The organism is Yersinia pekkanenii (assembly GCF_001152565.1).
Classification (GTDB): Bacteria; Pseudomonadota; Gammaproteobacteria; order Enterobacterales; family Enterobacteriaceae; genus Yersinia; species Yersinia pekkanenii.
Genome location: NZ_CQAZ01000049.1, coordinates 1 through 15,109, shown reverse-complemented (window position 1 = coordinate 15,109; position 15,109 = coordinate 1). Strand labels below are relative to the sequence as shown.

The following is a 15,109-nucleotide window of genomic DNA, read 5'->3' as shown; positions in this document are numbered from 1 at the left end:
GATAATCTGGCGGCCAACGTGTTTTTCTTCTGTAGGAATGGAGTTCACTATGATTCGCTTAGCCGTTATTGGCACCAATTGGATCACCGCGCGCTTTATTGATGCCGCCCATGAAAGTGGCAAAATAAAACTGGTCGCTGTTTACTCTCGTAAACTGGAACAAGCTCAAAATTTTGCCGTGAATTATAGCGTTACTGACTGCTTTGATAATCTGGAAGCATTGGCGGCGAGTGATCAGATTGATGCGGTGTATATCGCCAGCCCGAACTCCTTACATTATTCTCAGGCTAAGCTGTTCCTCAGCCATAAAAAACATGTTATTTGCGAAAAATCGCTGGCATCTAATCTGGCAGAAGTCGAATCACTGGTTGCCTGCGCACGCAAACATGAAGTGGTCTTGTTTGAAGCGTTTAAAACGGCCTATCTGCCTAACTTTATTCAGCTAAAGCAGTCACTGCCGCGCATAGGGAAACTACGTAAAGCTTTTATTAATTTCTGCCAGTATTCCTCACGTTATCAGCGTTATCTCAACGGCGAAAATCCCAATACCTTTAATCCGGCATTTTCTAACGGCTCGATAATGGATATTGGTTACTACTGCCTGGCAAGCTCGCTGGCATTATGGGGCGAGCCAAAATCAGTGCTCGCCAGTGCAAGCTTGCTACCCAGTGGTGTTGATGCCCACGGTACGGTTTGTCTGAATTATGGTGATTTTGATGTGGTTATAATTCACTCAAAAGTCAGCCAGTCAGATATTCCCAGTGAAATTCAGGGAGAAGGCGGTTCGTTGGTTATTGAAAGTATCTCTGAATGCCAATCTATTGCCTTTACTCCCCGTGGGAGCCACTCACAGGATCTGACGCAGCCACAGCATATTAATACTATGCTGTATGAAGCTGAGGTTTTTGCCAATTTGGTGGAAAATAAACAGGTGGAACACGATGGGTTACAGCTTTCTTTGCTGACATCGCGTATTCAGACCGATATTCGCCGTCAGACTGGTGTTGTGTTCCCGGCCGATACTCAGCCACCTGCGGTAAGCTAATTTTTGTTTCAATGATTGACCTGCGGGGGGTTTTCTATTATTTTTGCGCGGCAAAGGGGAGTAACTTCATTGCCGGTCTGCCGTCATTACGGTGCGAAAGCACCCGGTTACCGGGCAACCTCATTATGTACAAGTCCTTTTAGGGCGTTGACATTATCGATGTTGTAAGTGAGACCTTGCCGGAAGGCGAGGTTTGCTTGCAGCTCAGACATAGCGGCTGGCGTCTTCCGACGTTGGCCGTTTTGTTTTTTAAGAGGTTTTAGATGATGAATACCGTGGGTACTCCTTTATTGTGGGGTAGTTTTGCTGTTGTCGTGACAATCATGCTCGCCATCGACTTGCTGTTGCAGGGGCGTCGTGGCTCACAAACCATGACACTGCGCCAGGCGGCCTGCTGGTCGCTGGTGTGGGTTAGCTTGTCTTTGCTGTTTAATGCCGGTTTCTGGTGGTATCTGGCCGAAACCGTGGGCCGTGAAATCGCCGATAAACAAGCACTCGCCTTCCTGACCGGCTATTTGATTGAAAAAGCCCTTGCCGTAGATAATGTATTCGTCTGGCTGATGCTGTTCGGCTATTTTGCTGTTCCTGCCAATTTACAGCGTCGGGTGCTGATTTACGGGGTCTTGGGTGCAATTGTACTGCGTACCATTATGATCTTCGCCGGAAGCTGGCTGGTATCGCAATTCAGTTGGATCCTGTATCTGTTCGGTGCCTTCCTGCTATTTACCGGTATCAAAATGGCAATGGCAAAAGAAGACAATACGCCGATTGGCGAAAAACCGCTGGTACGCTGGATCCGTAATCACCTGCGTATGACTGACGAGTTACATGGCGACCGCTTTACCGTGCGTAAAAACGGACTGCTGTATGCCACCCCGCTGGTGTTGGTATTGATTCTGGTCGAGTTGAGCGATGTTATCTTTGCCGTCGACAGTATCCCGGCTATTTTCGCGGTGACCACCGATCCCTTTATTGTGTTGACCTCTAACCTGTTTGCTATTTTGGGCCTGCGCGCCATGTATTTCTTATTAGCAAACGTGGCCGAACGCTTCTCAATGCTCAAATACGGTTTATCGGTCATTCTGGTGTTTATCGGTGTCAAGATGATGATTATCGATCTGTTCCATATCCCTATTGGCATTTCATTAGGCGTGGTAGCCGGCATTTTGGCACTGACATTGCTCATTAACGCCTGGGCAAATCATCGTGCAGACCACCGTGCAACAGCAGATAAGTCTAACCATAAGTAATCACTCTAACGCTACAATCTATTATACGGGGTGGTTATCACCCCGTATTTATCCCGCATATACCGTCAACAGCAAAATGTTATTGCGATCACATAAATGTAAACAAAATGTTATGAAATATTGATCCTCATTAGATTTTGCTAATTGACTCTTTCCTGCCCAATAGATTCCCTTATACTGACCATGCAAACACACCTAGTTACAAATAAGATTAAGTTACAGGTGTGAAGAGTCATACTCAGCCCCGTTCCGGTTTGAGTACTAGATAGGCAAAAAAAATAAAACAAGTTTAACTTGGGAAGAGGTATCACTGGAAACTATGGAAAAGACACAATCAGGATTTATCGGGTTTATCGCCCGTGGTAGTTTGGTTAAACAGATAATTATCGGCTTAGTCGCAGGTATTGTTTTAGCATTGGTATCCACCCAAGCTGCGATAGCCGTCGGTTTGCTGGGTACACTGTTCGTGGGCGCATTAAAAGCGGTTGCCCCGATTCTGGTTCTGATGCTAGTGATGGCCTCGATTGCCAACCATAAGCAAGGTCAAAAAACCAGTATTCGCCCTATTCTGTTCCTATATCTGTTGGGCACCTTTTCAGCGGCACTGATTGCTGTGGTGGTTAGTTTTATATTCCCATCAACTCTAATTCTGGCTACCAATACCGCCGAAATCACCCCGCCAAGCGGAATAGTAGAAGTGATGAAAGGTTTACTCAACAGCATCATTGCTAACCCAATCCACGCGCTGCTTAATGCAAACTATATCGGAATTCTGGCCTGGGCAGTGGGTTTGGGTGTTGCCTTACGTCACGCGGCGGATACCACTAAAGCATTAATTAATGATATGTCTGATGCTGTGACCAAAGTGGTGCGCGTGGTTATTCGTTTTGCGCCACTGGGTATTTTTGGCCTGGTAGCATCCACTATGGCAGAGACGGGTTTTGGTGTATTACTGAATTATGCGCAACTGCTGGTAGTCTTGATTGGCTGTATGTTATTGGTAGCATTAGTGGTTAATCCACTGATTGTTTACTGGAAAACGCGTCGTAATCCCTATCCGCTGGTGTTTACCTGTCTGCGTGAAAGTGGCGTTACCGCCTTCTTTACCCGCAGTTCAGCCGCTAACATTCCGGTAAATATGGAAATGTGCAAGAAGATGAACTTGCACGAGGATACTTATTCCATTTCGATTCCGTTAGGTGCCACCATCAATATGGCCGGTGCGGCGATCACCATCACCGTACTGACTCTGGCGGCGGTTCATACCTTGGGTATTCCGGTTGATTTACCCACAGCTCTGCTGTTGAGTGTGGTAGCCGCGATCTGTGCCTGTGGCGCATCTGGTGTAGCTGGCGGCTCGCTGTTACTGATCCCGCTGGCTTGCGGCATGTTCGGGATCCCGAACGAAGTGGCAATGCAAGTGGTCGCCGTTGGTTTCATCATTGGTGTGCTGCAAGATTCAGCCGAAACCGCGCTGAACTCCTCAACTGACGTCATATTTACCGCCGCGGCCTGCCAGGCAGACGATGCCCGGCTGGCAAATGCTGATCCGCTGGCAAGCCGTAAAACGGTCTAAGTTAAGTTATCATCGACTCTTGGGGGGCTGATATCGCCCCCCTTGGTACTTTACAAAGTGACACCACTTTTAAAGATCGCCAGTTCACGGAAGTCATTCACTTCATTGCGCGCGGGTTTCCCGTTGGCAATCTCGACAATCAAATCAACAAACTCAGTCAACAGCGAATCCATGGAAGTGCCATGAATCAGCTTGCCAGCATCAAAATCAATCCAATGTGGTTTCTTAGCCGCCAGTTCACTGTTCGTTGCCAGTTTTACTGTTGGTACAAAACCACCGTAAGGTGTGCCGCGACCGGTACTGAACAGCACCATATGGCAGCCAGCACCGGCTAATGCACTGGTTGCCACCGCATCATTGCCCGGCGCACTGAGTAAATTCAGGCCAGGGCGTTGCAAGCGCTCACCATACTTCAGCACATCAACCACTTCGCTCTGCCCCGCTTTTTGGGTACAACCCAGTGATTTCTCTTCCAGCGTGGTGATACCACCCGCTTTATTGCCCGGTGATGGGTTTTCATAAATCGGTTGGTTATGTGCAATAAAGTACTGTTTGAAGTCATTGACCATATTGACCGTCTTTTCAAACGTGGCTTCATCGCGACAACGGCTCATCAGAATACGTTCGGCACCAAACATTTCCGGAACTTCAGTCAGAACCGATGTACCGCCATTGGCAATAACATAGTCAGAGAAACGCCCCAACAATGGGTTGGCAGTAATCCCTGACAAGCCATCAGAACCGCCGCATTCCAGACCAAACTTCAGTTCACTCAGCTTACCCAGCACCCGTTTATCATTGCGCATCACCTGATACAGAGCGCGCAGATGCTCCAAACCGGCTTCAACTTCATCATCCTGCTGCTGACAGACCATAAAGTGCACGCGATCATCATCCACTTTGCCCAAGGTGCTCTGGAAAACGTCTACCTGATTGTTTTCACAACCCAAGCCAATCACCAGCACAGCCCCCGCATTGGGGTGACGCACCATGTTTTGCAGCATGGTACGGGTATTTTCGTGATCCTGACCCAATTGTGAACAGCCGAAGGGGTGGCTGAACAGATAGACGCCATCAATACCTTCAGCATCCTGCGTTTCTTTCAAAAAACGTTGCTGGATCTGGCGCGCAATGCCATTAACACAGCCGACGGTAGGAACCAGCCACAGTTCGTTGCGCACTCCCACGTCGCCATTGGCCCGGCGATAGATTTGTATCTCACGATCCGCCATTTGTGGTGGCAGTTCACTGAATTCCGGCTGATATTGATACTCATCCAGATCACTGAGGTTAGTCTTGGCATTTTGCGAATGGATATGTTCACCCGGCTGGATCAGCGTTAATGCATGGCCGATAGGCAAACCATATTTAACAATCATTTGCCCAGGTTCGATAGCCGTTAAGGCAAATTTATGGCCCCGCACCACTGGCTGAGCCAGCTTAACGCTAGACTCCCCGCTTTCGATGACCTCATCAGCAACCAAATCTTGCAGTGCAACGGCAACGTTATCCAACGGGTGAATTTTTATAATACTTTGCATAGTTAAACCTTTAGCTATATGCCGCTACCGCAGCTCTCATACCGTTGCTAACGATAGTTTGCAGTTGCTCTGTCACCTGATTTGCCAATTGCGGTACCGCAGTCAAATCCTGCCCCCAGTGGTTAGCATCGGACAATACGCGGTTAACCAACTCAGCCAGAGTAATGTCGTTATGTTTTACACCACTCCACAGCGTTGAATAGCGCTCCAGCCAATGAGCATCATCCTGCAACGGATAAGTTTGACCATCACGTTCACCACGATAAAAGGCGATAAGTGCCGCCAATGCAAAGGTCAGGCGTGGGGGTAACTTGCCTTGCTGCTGCTGATAAGTCAGTAATTGCGGCAAGATACGGGTACGAAACTTTGTCATACCATTCAATGCTATAGATAGAAGTTGATGCTGAATAAACGGATTGCGGAAACGGCTCAATACCGCCTGAGAGAATGACAGCAGTTCGTCTTGCGGTAAATCCAACACCGGCACAATCTCTTCGGTAATAGTTTTCTCTACAAAGCTGCTGATGAGTGCGTCATCCATCGTCTGGCCGACAGTGTCCAGCCCAGCGAGGTATGCCACGGGCACCAGTGCAGTATGAGCGCCGTTCAGAATGGCAACTTTACGTTCTTTATACGGTTTAATGTCATCAACGATACGGATATTCAGATCGAGTTTATCCAGACGTAGTTCTTGTGCCAGCTCTTTTGGCCCTTGAATAACAAACAGATAGAAATACTCTGCCGTATCCAGGAAGCTATCCTGATAACCCAGTTCGCTTTGCAACTCGGCGACTTCATCACGCGGATAACCCGTGACAATACGGTCAACTAACGTTGAGCAGAAGGTGTTGTTTTCCGTCAACCACTGAGTAAAAGCCGCTGGTAATTGCCAATGGTTGGCATAGCGCAATACCCGTTCACGCAGCGCTTCGCCATTGTAATCAATCAGTTCACAAGGCAGTAATACCCAACCCTTATCCGCCGCACCGGCAAAATGCTCAAAGCGTGCGAACAACAAACGTGTCAATTTCGCCGGGAAAGAACTCGGAGGCGCATCGCTGAACTGATCTGCTTCATTCCAGGCAATACCCGCCTCGGTGGTGTTGGAGAACATAAAGCGAATATTGGCATCACGGGCCAGCGCCAGATATTCATCAAATTGACGGTAGACATTGATTTCACGGTTAACCGAGCGGATCAGGCGGAATTCACGCACCGCTTCGCCCTGTTGGTTCAAACCACGGATCACCGCAGTATACAGGCCATCTTGCGTACTGAGTGAAGGTGGGAAATCGGTATCGATCGGTCGGATCACCACGATCCCAGCATTCAAATCGGTATGTTCATTCAGTAAGTCAATTTGCCAATCAACAAAAGCACGCAGGAAGTTACCTTCGCCAAATTGAATGATTTTGTCAGGGTGGCTACGGCCAGGAAAGTCACGACGGTTCAGGGTTTGCATCAGGGTTCATCTCATAACGCTTACAACCGAGCGTTAAATAAATAATAAGTTAGAGTTCGATGGCGAAATATTGCTTCGCGTTATCAAAACAGATGTTTTTCACCATTGAACCCAGCAGTTCAATATCCGCCGGTGCTTCACCATCTGTAACCCAGCGGCCAATCATCTGGCACAGAATGCGGCGGAAGTATTCATGGCGGGTATAAGACAAGAAGCTGCGGCTATCGGTCAGCATGCCAACAAAGCGGCTTAGCAAACCAAGCTGTGCCAGTTGGGTCATCTGACGCTGCATACCATCTTTCTGATCGTTAAACCACCAGCCGGAACCGAACTGCATTTTCCCGGTAACACCTTCACCCTGGAAGTTACCGACCATAGTGCCGATCACTTCGTTATCCCGTGGGTTCAGGCAGTAAATAATGGTTTTGGGCAGCGCATTACGCAGACCTTGAGCATCCAATAAACGAGACAGTGGCTGTGCCAGTGGTTGGTCATTGATGGAGTCAAAACCAATATCCGGCCCCACCAGATTAAACATGCGGCTGTTATTGTTACGCAGAGCCCCGATATGATACTGCTGCACCCATTCACGTCGGTGATATTCGCCAGACAAGAATAATAAAACAGCGGTTTTAAACTGAGCGATTTCTTCGGGGCTTAGCTGTTCACCCGCCAGACGACGCGCCAGAATCGCATCCAGAGTGGCTTCATCAGCTTCACCGTACACCACCACATCCAGCGCGTGGTCAGAGACTTTACAACCATGCGCGGCAAAGTGATCCATCCGCTGGTTCAATGCGCTACAGAGATCGACAAAGCGGCTGATAGAGGTATCGGCGGCGGCTTCCAGACGTTGCATATAGTCGTTAAAACCGGCGGCTTCAATATTGAAGGCTTTATCCGGACGCCAGCTTGGCAATACTTTAATCTTGAAGCTGCCATCGGCGGCAATAGCTTTATGGTGGCGCAGGTCGTCAATCGGGTCATCGGTGGTGCCGACCATTTTTACATTCATCTGCTGCATAATGCCGCGCGCAGAGAAGCTGTCCTGTGCCAATAGCTCGTTACCGCGTTGCCAGATTTCTTCTGACGTTGCAGGAGATAACAGCTTACCTGTAATACCAAATGGCCGACGTAATTCAAGATGTGTCCAATGATACAACGGGTTACCGATAGTATGAGGAACCGTTGCCGCCCAAGCGTCGAACTTCTCGCGGTCACTGGCATCGCCGGTACACAGACGTTCTGCTACACCATTAGTTCGCATGGCACGCCATTTATAGTGGTCACCTTTCAACCAGATGTCATACATATTCTTAAAACGAGTGTTTTCTGCGATCTGTTCAGGCGGTAAATGGCAGTGATAATCAAAGATCGGCTGATCTTTTGCATAGTCATGGTACAGACGACGGGCGAATTCAGTATCCAGCAAAAAGTCTTCGGTTAAAAACTGCGACATATTAGGTTCCTCACTTGAGTACATCTTAGAGTACTGCTTTCTGTTATCGCGAAGTTATCACACCAATTTAATCTATCGTCCAGCACTTTTTTATGGATAGAGATCGCTAAAACCTAACAAAAAGAACAAATACTCAACATTTATCGTCTATTTAGCCCCTTGCGGCGCTAGGTCTGTCGGGTTCTATTATTCCCTAATTGAAAAGTGGTTTTTGTGATATCACTCAACTTTTAAATCTGTATGACAAGTTATTGTTGCGTCGCCATCAGTCATCTCATTCGCGTGGATTTATCAAGCGCATTGATTTGGCCCAAAGGGACTGACACAGAGTGAGAACCGTAACAGCACTACGGCTCTCAATAAGGAGGGTAAGGTGCCACCGCATGCACAGTGATGTCGGATTGGACCAAATTGCGCCATGAAATGCGACGTTAGGCTGTCTTTCATAGCAGTAATCTCAGACTGGGAGAAAGTTACAAATGATGCGTAAAATTAAAGGCTTACGCTGGTACATGATCGCTTTGGTCACCGTTGGCACCATATTGGGTTACCTAACACGTAACGCTATTGCCGTTGCCGCACCGACGTTGCAAGAGCAGTTACATATCACGACACAGCAATACTCCTATATTATCGCCGCTTATTCTGCTGCTTACACCTTAATGCAACCGGTAGCCGGTTATGTTCTGGATGTGATGGGCACCAAAGTGGGCTATGCCATGTTTGCCATTATGTGGGCCATTTTCTGTATGAGCACCGCATTAGCCAGCAGTTGGGGCGGTTTAGCCATCGCTCGTGGCGCGGTAGGTATGGCAGAGGCTGCTATGATCCCTGCGGGCCTGAAAGCCAGTAGCGAATGGTTCCCGGCAAAAGAACGCTCCATCGCCGTGGGTTACTTTAACGTCGGCTCCTCTATCGGTGGCATGATCGCACCACCATTAGTGGTGTGGGCTATCGTGATGCACAGTTGGCAGATGGCATTTATCATCACCGGTGTGCTCAGCCTGATTTGGGCGATTGCCTGGCTAATCCTTTACAAACACCCGAAAGATCAGAAAAAGCTGACTGACGAAGAACGTGAATACATCCTCAGTGGCCAGGAAGCACAGCATTCCACCGCTAACTCTAAAAAGATGTCTGCATTACAAATTATCCGTAACCGTCAGTTCTGGGGGATTGCGATCCCACGTTTCCTGGCGGAACCTGCCTGGGGTACGTTCAACGCATGGATCCCGCTGTTCATGTTCAAAGCTTATGGCTTTAACCTGAAAGAGATCGCCATGTTCGCCTGGATGCCAATGCTATTTGCCGATCTGGGCTGCGTTTTGGGTGGCTATCTGCCGCCGTTCTTCCAGAAACATTTCAAAGTTAACCTGATTGTTTCCCGTAAGTTAGTGGTCACTATGGGTGGCCTGCTGATGATCGCTCCGGGGACTATTGGCCTGTTCACTAGCCCATATGCTGCTATCGCGCTGCTATGTGTTGGCGGCTTTGCTCACCAATCGCTGTCCGGCGCACTGATTACGCTGTCATCGGACGTTTTTGGGCGTAATGAAGTGGCAACAGCTAACGGTTTAACCGGGATGGCGGCCTGGACTGCCAGTACTATGTTCGCTCTGGTCGTGGGGGCTTTAGCCGATACCATGGGCTTCAGCCCACTGTTTGCAGCACTTGCGGTATTTGACGTGTTAGCCGTTGTGGTTATCTGGACCGTACTGCAAAACCACCCGGCAGTCGAACCGACTATCGATCCGGCTAAACAGTCGCCAGCCGGACAGAATTAATCTCAACCGTTGATTATTGAGCCTTAGCCCGGTTCACATTTACCGGGCTTTCTCCCCCTTTCATTGCCCCTCAGTTCGACGCACATCCTCCATCATAACTGTGATAGTAATGACTAGAACCCGATAGGGATAAGTGGTATAACAAGTCCAATTGTATCCGTTCGGGATATCATGCCTTCCAGACAAAATGAGCAGCAAAATGACTGCCTCAATTGATCCCAAGAGCCTTAATCATGGAATTCACAGAAACCAGACGGTTGTACCAGCAGTTAGCCGCAGAGTTAAAGCGTCGCATCGAAGCGGGTGTTTATCAGGTAGGCGATAAATTGCCAGCAGAACGTTATATTTCAGAAGAAATGAATGTCAGCCGAACTGTGGTTCGTGAAGCGATTATCATGCTGGAAGTTGAAGGCTACGTCGAAGTGCGTAAAGGTTCCGGTATCCATGTGATGTCGAATAAGCAAAAGCACTTAGTGATGCCTAACCAAAGTATTGAATTCGCGACTGCTGGCCCCTTTGAACTGCTACAAGCTCGCCAACTTATCGAAAGTAATATTGCCGAATTCGCCGCCACACAAGTAACGCGGCAAGATATTGTGCAATTAATCGAGATCCAAAAACATGCGCGGCAGGAAGATCGCTTCCGTGATTCACAATGGGATCTGAAATTCCATGTGCAGGTTGCTCTGGCGACCCAAAATACCGCCATGGCAACGATTGTCGAAAAGATGTGGAGCCAGCGGGTACATAACCCTTACTGGATCAAGCTGCACGAGCATATCGATGATAAATCGATCGAGGGCTGGTGCGAAGATCACGACAAGATCCTCGAAGCGCTGATGCGTAAAGATCCCTACGCCAGTAAGCTTGCTATGTGGCAACATTTGGAAAATACTAAGCAGATGCTGTTCCGGGCCACTACTGATGATTTTGAATTTAATGTCGATCGCTACCTGTTTACCGAGAATCCGGTCGTTCATCTCGATATACCCAAAGAAATTGATGTTGCAGGTAGGCAGTAAGTGATTCGGGTGACCAATCTGCCGGGGCAGATTTGAACACAGCTTGCAGCGGCCTCGCAGCGGTGAGGCTCATGGATGGGCCGAGTGACGCGCACAGCCAACCCCCCTGCGGCTTCAAGTTCACCAGATAGACCCAAAATAATGGGTGTTGTAGGTCGGCGGCAAGAGAACGAATCCCGATGAATTCTTTCTCTTTCCTGCGGGATTATCTCACTTTTTGGTCAGTAAATGTCGACTTCTGTCAGCAAATGTCAGTCTCACGCCTGTTTTTAAACCATTGCTTAATAAATACCCAGTTGGTATCTATATTTCCCTGTTTCATATCCCGCTATTTTGCTAAAGTGACAATACTTTTTTATTCGGCTGCTTTAGGAGCGAAACGCAAATATATGCGCTGGTTGTTTGCTCTATTTATTGCGGTGTCTGGCTGGACCGGCTCGGTCTCCGGCAATCTGCTATCGCCCACGTATTCCCCCTCATCAGCGATGGCGTTATCCGTGCTGAGCGCCATTTATCCTGATAATCACCCTGTCAGCGATACGCCATCAACCGTCAGTGTCTTTTCGTCATACCTGCGACTGCAAAATAAAATCATGCATTCGCAATACCGTCAGATTGGTGTACCAGTCAAAAAAACCGCCATAAAAAATCGACTGAGTGTGGCCAAGTTTGCGGGTTCAACCACGCCAACATTCGCCAATAACACCGGGCCTGGCGCATATCTGACAATATTACGCAGTAACCGAGCCGATGATATCTATAAGCAGCCACGGCAATCACTGCCCCTGCTTAATTACGCCAACTGGATGTTCCATACATCGACACAGCAAAATCGTGTGGGTGGCTGGAAAGAGAGTAATATTCAATATAGCGGGATGCTTACCTACCCCCCCAAAGGCGTGATAATTTCTCTGTTGTCATAGTACCCGTGCTGTCATAACGAGAAGTTAACCTTTTGATACCAGCGAATTGGTTTGTCCTGAGTACATTTATCAAAACCATCGCTTAACACGAAAGCTATCGGATATCTTCGTGGATCGTGTTTAAAAATAACGTACTTAGCCATAACTCGCGGATATACCTAAGGGTATATAACAATGACGTTTTAGGAATACCAGATGGATATCATTAAAGAACTCTTACATGCTCTATGGGCACAGGACTATGAGACACTCGCGAACCCGTCTCTGGTGTGGGCCATCTATATCCTGCTGTTTGTGATACTTTTTCTGGAAAACGGCTTGCTTCCTGCGGCTTTTTTACCGGGCGATAGCCTACTGATTCTGGTTGGCGTACTGATTGCAAAAGGGGCCATGAGCTTCCCGATCACCATTGTGGTATTGACCATCGCCGCCAGTCTTGGCTGCTGGGTCAGCTATATTCAGGGTCGATGGCTGGGGAATACCAAAATAGTACAGGGCTGGCTGTCCCATTTACCTGCCCATTACCACCAGCGCGCCCATAATCTGTTCCATCGTCATGGCCTATCCGCCCTACTGATTGGCCGTTTTCTGGCATTCGTGCGTACCTTGTTGCCAACTATTGCTGGCCTTTCCGGTCTCAGTAATGCCCGCTTTCAATTCTTTAACTGGATGAGTGGGTTGTTGTGGGTCGTTATTCTAACCAGTATGGGCTTTGCCTTTGGTAAGACCCCCGTATTCCTGAAATACGAAGACGAAGTGATGTTCTTCCTGATGTTGCTGCCTCTGGCGCTACTGGTGATTGGCTTATTTGGCTCTTTGTATGTTCTTTGGCGCAAGAAAAACACGCCTGAAGTTGAGAATAGCGACGATAAAAATAGCGGTAAGCCAGAGTGATCAACTTCAACGGCCGCTTTCGTCGCCCAGCCTGGCGCTATCTTATCCTGTTCGTCGCAAGCGTGCTGCTGGCAACCCTATTGTTTACGCCCCTAATTTTGCGTACAGAAAGTGCGTTGAAAATTCGGCCTAACCAGCAGGGGTTGTCATTGCCTGATGGATTTTATCTGTACCAACATCTCGATCAACGTGGGATACGCATTAAAAGCATCACCCCAGAGAATGACAGTCTGGTGGTAAGTCTGGAATCTCCAGAGCAACAGAAAGAAGCCATTGAAGTTTTGCAGGATATCTTGCCGAGCGGTTATGTCATTGTCTCCAGTGAGTCAAAGAAACGTCATCGTTTGTTGCCCGCGTTCAGAAATAATCTACAAAACCTAGGGTAATCTGCACTACGGGGGAGCCATCCCCGTAGCGATCTCGCTTTATCACCCTTTTATTCTGCTGATATCTGATTAATCTATAAAAAATCCCGTGGTAAACTTGGGTATCACATCATTCAGCGCTATGCTTAATCATTCACGACAACAGGTTTCGTTTTTTGAATCGTGCTGTAAAAGGAAGCAATACTATGTTGTTACGTACCGTTATTTCTCTACGGACTTTTCTTTTGTTGGTTTTACCGATTATCGCGTTTTGTGGCGTCGCTCAGGCTGCGACTGATAATGAATGCGACATTAAAGCCAAAGAAATCCAACAACAGATAGATTATGCCAAACAGCATGGTAATCCCCGCCGCGCGGCGGGTCTGGAAACCGCCTTAAAAGAAGTTAAAAGTCATTGTACGGTAGAAAGTCTAAAGGCCGAACGGCAGAAAAAAATCAGACAGAAACAGCACAAAGTCACTGAGCGTCAGCAGGAGTTAAAAGAGGCTCAGCAAAAAGGCGATACCAGTAAAATTACCAAGCAACAGAAGAAGTTAGTACAAGCACAAGCTGAGTTAAAACAAGCTCAGGCACAGCAGTAGTCGCAACTCCGGTTTTAAATGAGAATGGCGGACTATTAGAGGGGGTTTTTAAGATTATTAATCTGTTACCTCGCTGAAAAATTCGCTACGTCAGTCCGTTATCCAAGCTATGTTAAGGAGCTATAACATGCCACAAGATAAAACCTCTGAACATTTACGCGCTGAACTTAAATCACTGGCAGATACGTTGGAAGAAGTGCTGCAATCCTCAACAGATAAGCCAAAAGCTGAGTTAGATAAGCTGCGGGCTAAAGCGGAAAGCGCGTTGAAAGATACTCGTGAACGTCTGAGCGAAACCGGTGATAAAATTGCGGCCCAAACTAAAGAAATTGCTGACAAAGCTGACACTTATGTCCACGACAACCCTTGGACTGGCGTAGGTATTGGTGCCGCTGTCGGCGTGGTGTTAGGCGTTCTGTTGTCTCGCCGCTGATTATGGCAGAGCTTCCTCATACTCAGGGCCCCGGTAAAGGGGTCCTAGATACTGTTCATCGCATCGCCACCATTGTGGTGGGCATGGTTGAAACCCGTGTACGGCTAGTTGCTATTGAGCTGGAAGAAGAAAAGGCAACACTGATTCAGTTGCTGCTGATGGCAGGAATTACCCTGCTGTTTACTGCTTTCGGTTTGATGAGTCTGCTGGTGTTGGTCATATGGGCTATTGACCCTGCCTATCGTTTAATGGCGCTGGGTACCACTACTGCGGTGCTATTGGCACTGGCGATAATCGGTGTTATCTGGACACTCACCAAGGCGCGCCACTCCACTCTGCTGGGTTCTACCCGTAAGCAGCTGGAGACGGATCGCGAGTTATTGGAGAAAGACCGTTGAGCCGCCGTCAATTAGCACTGGAAAAGGCGGCATTGTTACGTGAGATCCAGCAGCAACGTCTGGATCTCGCTAACAGCACTGCACATTGGATTGACGTGACCGCCCCCTATGACCGAGTTTGGGCGCAGATTGTCAGTATGCGAAAATATTTGATAGTTGGCTCAAGCCTGGTGGCGCTATACAGTATTCGTCATCCCAGTAAGTTGATTCGCTGGTCACGCAGGGCTGCCAGCGTATGGGGCACTGTCCGATTGTTCCGTAGTACTTTTTTCTTACGTTAACCTGCCGCAACCTGCCTTTGCGGCATACCGTATCACCTCATTCACGATTATGAAATAAACCACATAACACAATG

The 15,109-nt window shown here is 48.1% G+C and carries 15 protein-coding genes; 12 read left to right on the top strand and 3 right to left on the bottom strand.

The genetic code is table 11. The annotated features are described in order from the left end of the window. Positions 1 to 49: 49 nt before the first annotated feature. The 3 genes from AEP37_RS19140 to sstT all read left to right on the top strand — a co-directional run bounded on the left by AEP37_RS19140 (position 50) and on the right by sstT (position 3,871). Positions 50 to 1,045, top strand: coding sequence for a Gfo/Idh/MocA family protein (locus AEP37_RS19140; protein WP_049614852.1), 996 nt, complete (start codon positions 50 to 52; stop codon positions 1,043 to 1,045). 263 nt (positions 1,046 to 1,308) lie between these two features. After that, positions 1,309 to 2,295 (top strand): TerC family protein, encoded by a 987-nt coding sequence (locus tag AEP37_RS19135; RefSeq protein WP_049614851.1) that lies wholly within the window; start codon positions 1,309 to 1,311, stop codon positions 2,293 to 2,295. Between the two features lie 319 nt (positions 2,296 to 2,614). Beyond that, positions 2,615 to 3,871, top strand: a complete 1,257-nt coding sequence (sstT, locus tag AEP37_RS19130) for a serine/threonine transporter SstT (RefSeq protein WP_049614850.1) — start codon at positions 2,615 to 2,617, stop codon at positions 3,869 to 3,871. A gap of 50 nt (positions 3,872 to 3,921) precedes the next feature. Here sstT and AEP37_RS19125 read toward each other — a convergent pair whose 3' ends face one another. Genes AEP37_RS19125 through uxaC form a run of 3 tightly spaced genes read right to left on the bottom strand, consistent with a single transcriptional unit; the run spans position 3,922 to position 8,333 of the window. Continuing rightward, positions 3,922 to 5,412, bottom strand: a complete 1,491-nt coding sequence (locus AEP37_RS19125) for a UxaA family hydrolase (protein ID WP_049614849.1) — start codon at positions 5,410 to 5,412, stop codon at positions 3,922 to 3,924. A 10-nt stretch (positions 5,413 to 5,422) separates the two neighbouring features. Next, on the bottom strand, positions 5,423 to 6,874 hold the full coding sequence (locus AEP37_RS19120; protein WP_049614848.1) for a tagaturonate reductase: 1,452 nt from the start codon (positions 6,872 to 6,874) through the stop codon (positions 5,423 to 5,425). A gap of 49 nt (positions 6,875 to 6,923) precedes the next feature. Beyond that, positions 6,924 to 8,333 (bottom strand): glucuronate isomerase, encoded by a 1,410-nt coding sequence (gene uxaC / locus AEP37_RS19115; protein ID WP_049614847.1) that lies wholly within the window; start codon positions 8,331 to 8,333, stop codon positions 6,924 to 6,926. 482 nt (positions 8,334 to 8,815) lie between these two features. Between uxaC and AEP37_RS19110 the strand changes: the two genes are divergently transcribed. The 9 genes from AEP37_RS19110 to AEP37_RS19070 all read left to right on the top strand — a co-directional run bounded on the left by AEP37_RS19110 (position 8,816) and on the right by AEP37_RS19070 (position 15,035). Continuing rightward, the gene (locus AEP37_RS19110) at positions 8,816 to 10,117 is read left to right on the top strand and encodes an MFS transporter (RefSeq protein WP_049614866.1); all 1,302 of its coding nucleotides are present in this window, start codon (positions 8,816 to 8,818) and stop codon (positions 10,115 to 10,117) included. Positions 10,118 to 10,350: 233 nt separating this feature from the next. After that, a complete protein-coding gene (gene exuR / locus AEP37_RS19105) occupies positions 10,351 to 11,139 on the top strand; it encodes a transcriptional regulator ExuR (protein WP_049614846.1) in 789 nt (262 codons plus the stop codon). A 389-nt stretch (positions 11,140 to 11,528) separates the two neighbouring features. Next, positions 11,529 to 12,062, top strand: a complete 534-nt coding sequence (locus AEP37_RS19100) for a hypothetical protein (protein ID WP_049614845.1) — start codon at positions 11,529 to 11,531, stop codon at positions 12,060 to 12,062. A 195-nt stretch (positions 12,063 to 12,257) separates the two neighbouring features. Beyond that, complete coding sequence (locus AEP37_RS19095; protein WP_049614844.1) at positions 12,258 to 12,956, top strand: DedA family protein; 699 nt, start codon at positions 12,258 to 12,260, stop codon at positions 12,954 to 12,956. Beyond that, positions 12,953 to 13,342, top strand: a complete 390-nt coding sequence (mzrA, locus tag AEP37_RS19090) for an EnvZ/OmpR regulon moderator MzrA (RefSeq protein WP_049614843.1) — start codon at positions 12,953 to 12,955, stop codon at positions 13,340 to 13,342. The genes AEP37_RS19095 and mzrA overlap by 4 nt, the downstream gene beginning before the upstream one ends. A gap of 203 nt (positions 13,343 to 13,545) precedes the next feature. Beyond that, on the top strand, positions 13,546 to 13,923 hold the full coding sequence (locus AEP37_RS19085; RefSeq protein WP_082170867.1) for a DUF1090 domain-containing protein: 378 nt from the start codon (positions 13,546 to 13,548) through the stop codon (positions 13,921 to 13,923). A gap of 127 nt (positions 13,924 to 14,050) precedes the next feature. After that, entirely contained in the window at positions 14,051 to 14,356 is a 306-nt protein-coding gene (locus tag AEP37_RS19080) for a DUF883 family protein (protein ID WP_049614841.1), read from the top strand. A 2-nt stretch (positions 14,357 to 14,358) separates the two neighbouring features. After that, positions 14,359 to 14,754 carry a phage holin family protein gene (locus AEP37_RS19075; RefSeq protein WP_049614840.1) on the top strand — a complete coding sequence of 132 codons (396 nt, stop codon included), beginning with the start codon at positions 14,359 to 14,361 and terminating at the stop codon, positions 14,752 to 14,754. Further along, positions 14,751 to 15,035 (top strand): YqjK-like family protein, encoded by a 285-nt coding sequence (locus AEP37_RS19070; protein ID WP_049614839.1) that lies wholly within the window; start codon positions 14,751 to 14,753, stop codon positions 15,033 to 15,035. The genes AEP37_RS19075 and AEP37_RS19070 overlap by 4 nt, the downstream gene beginning before the upstream one ends. The last annotated feature ends 74 nt before the right edge of the window (positions 15,036 to 15,109 follow it).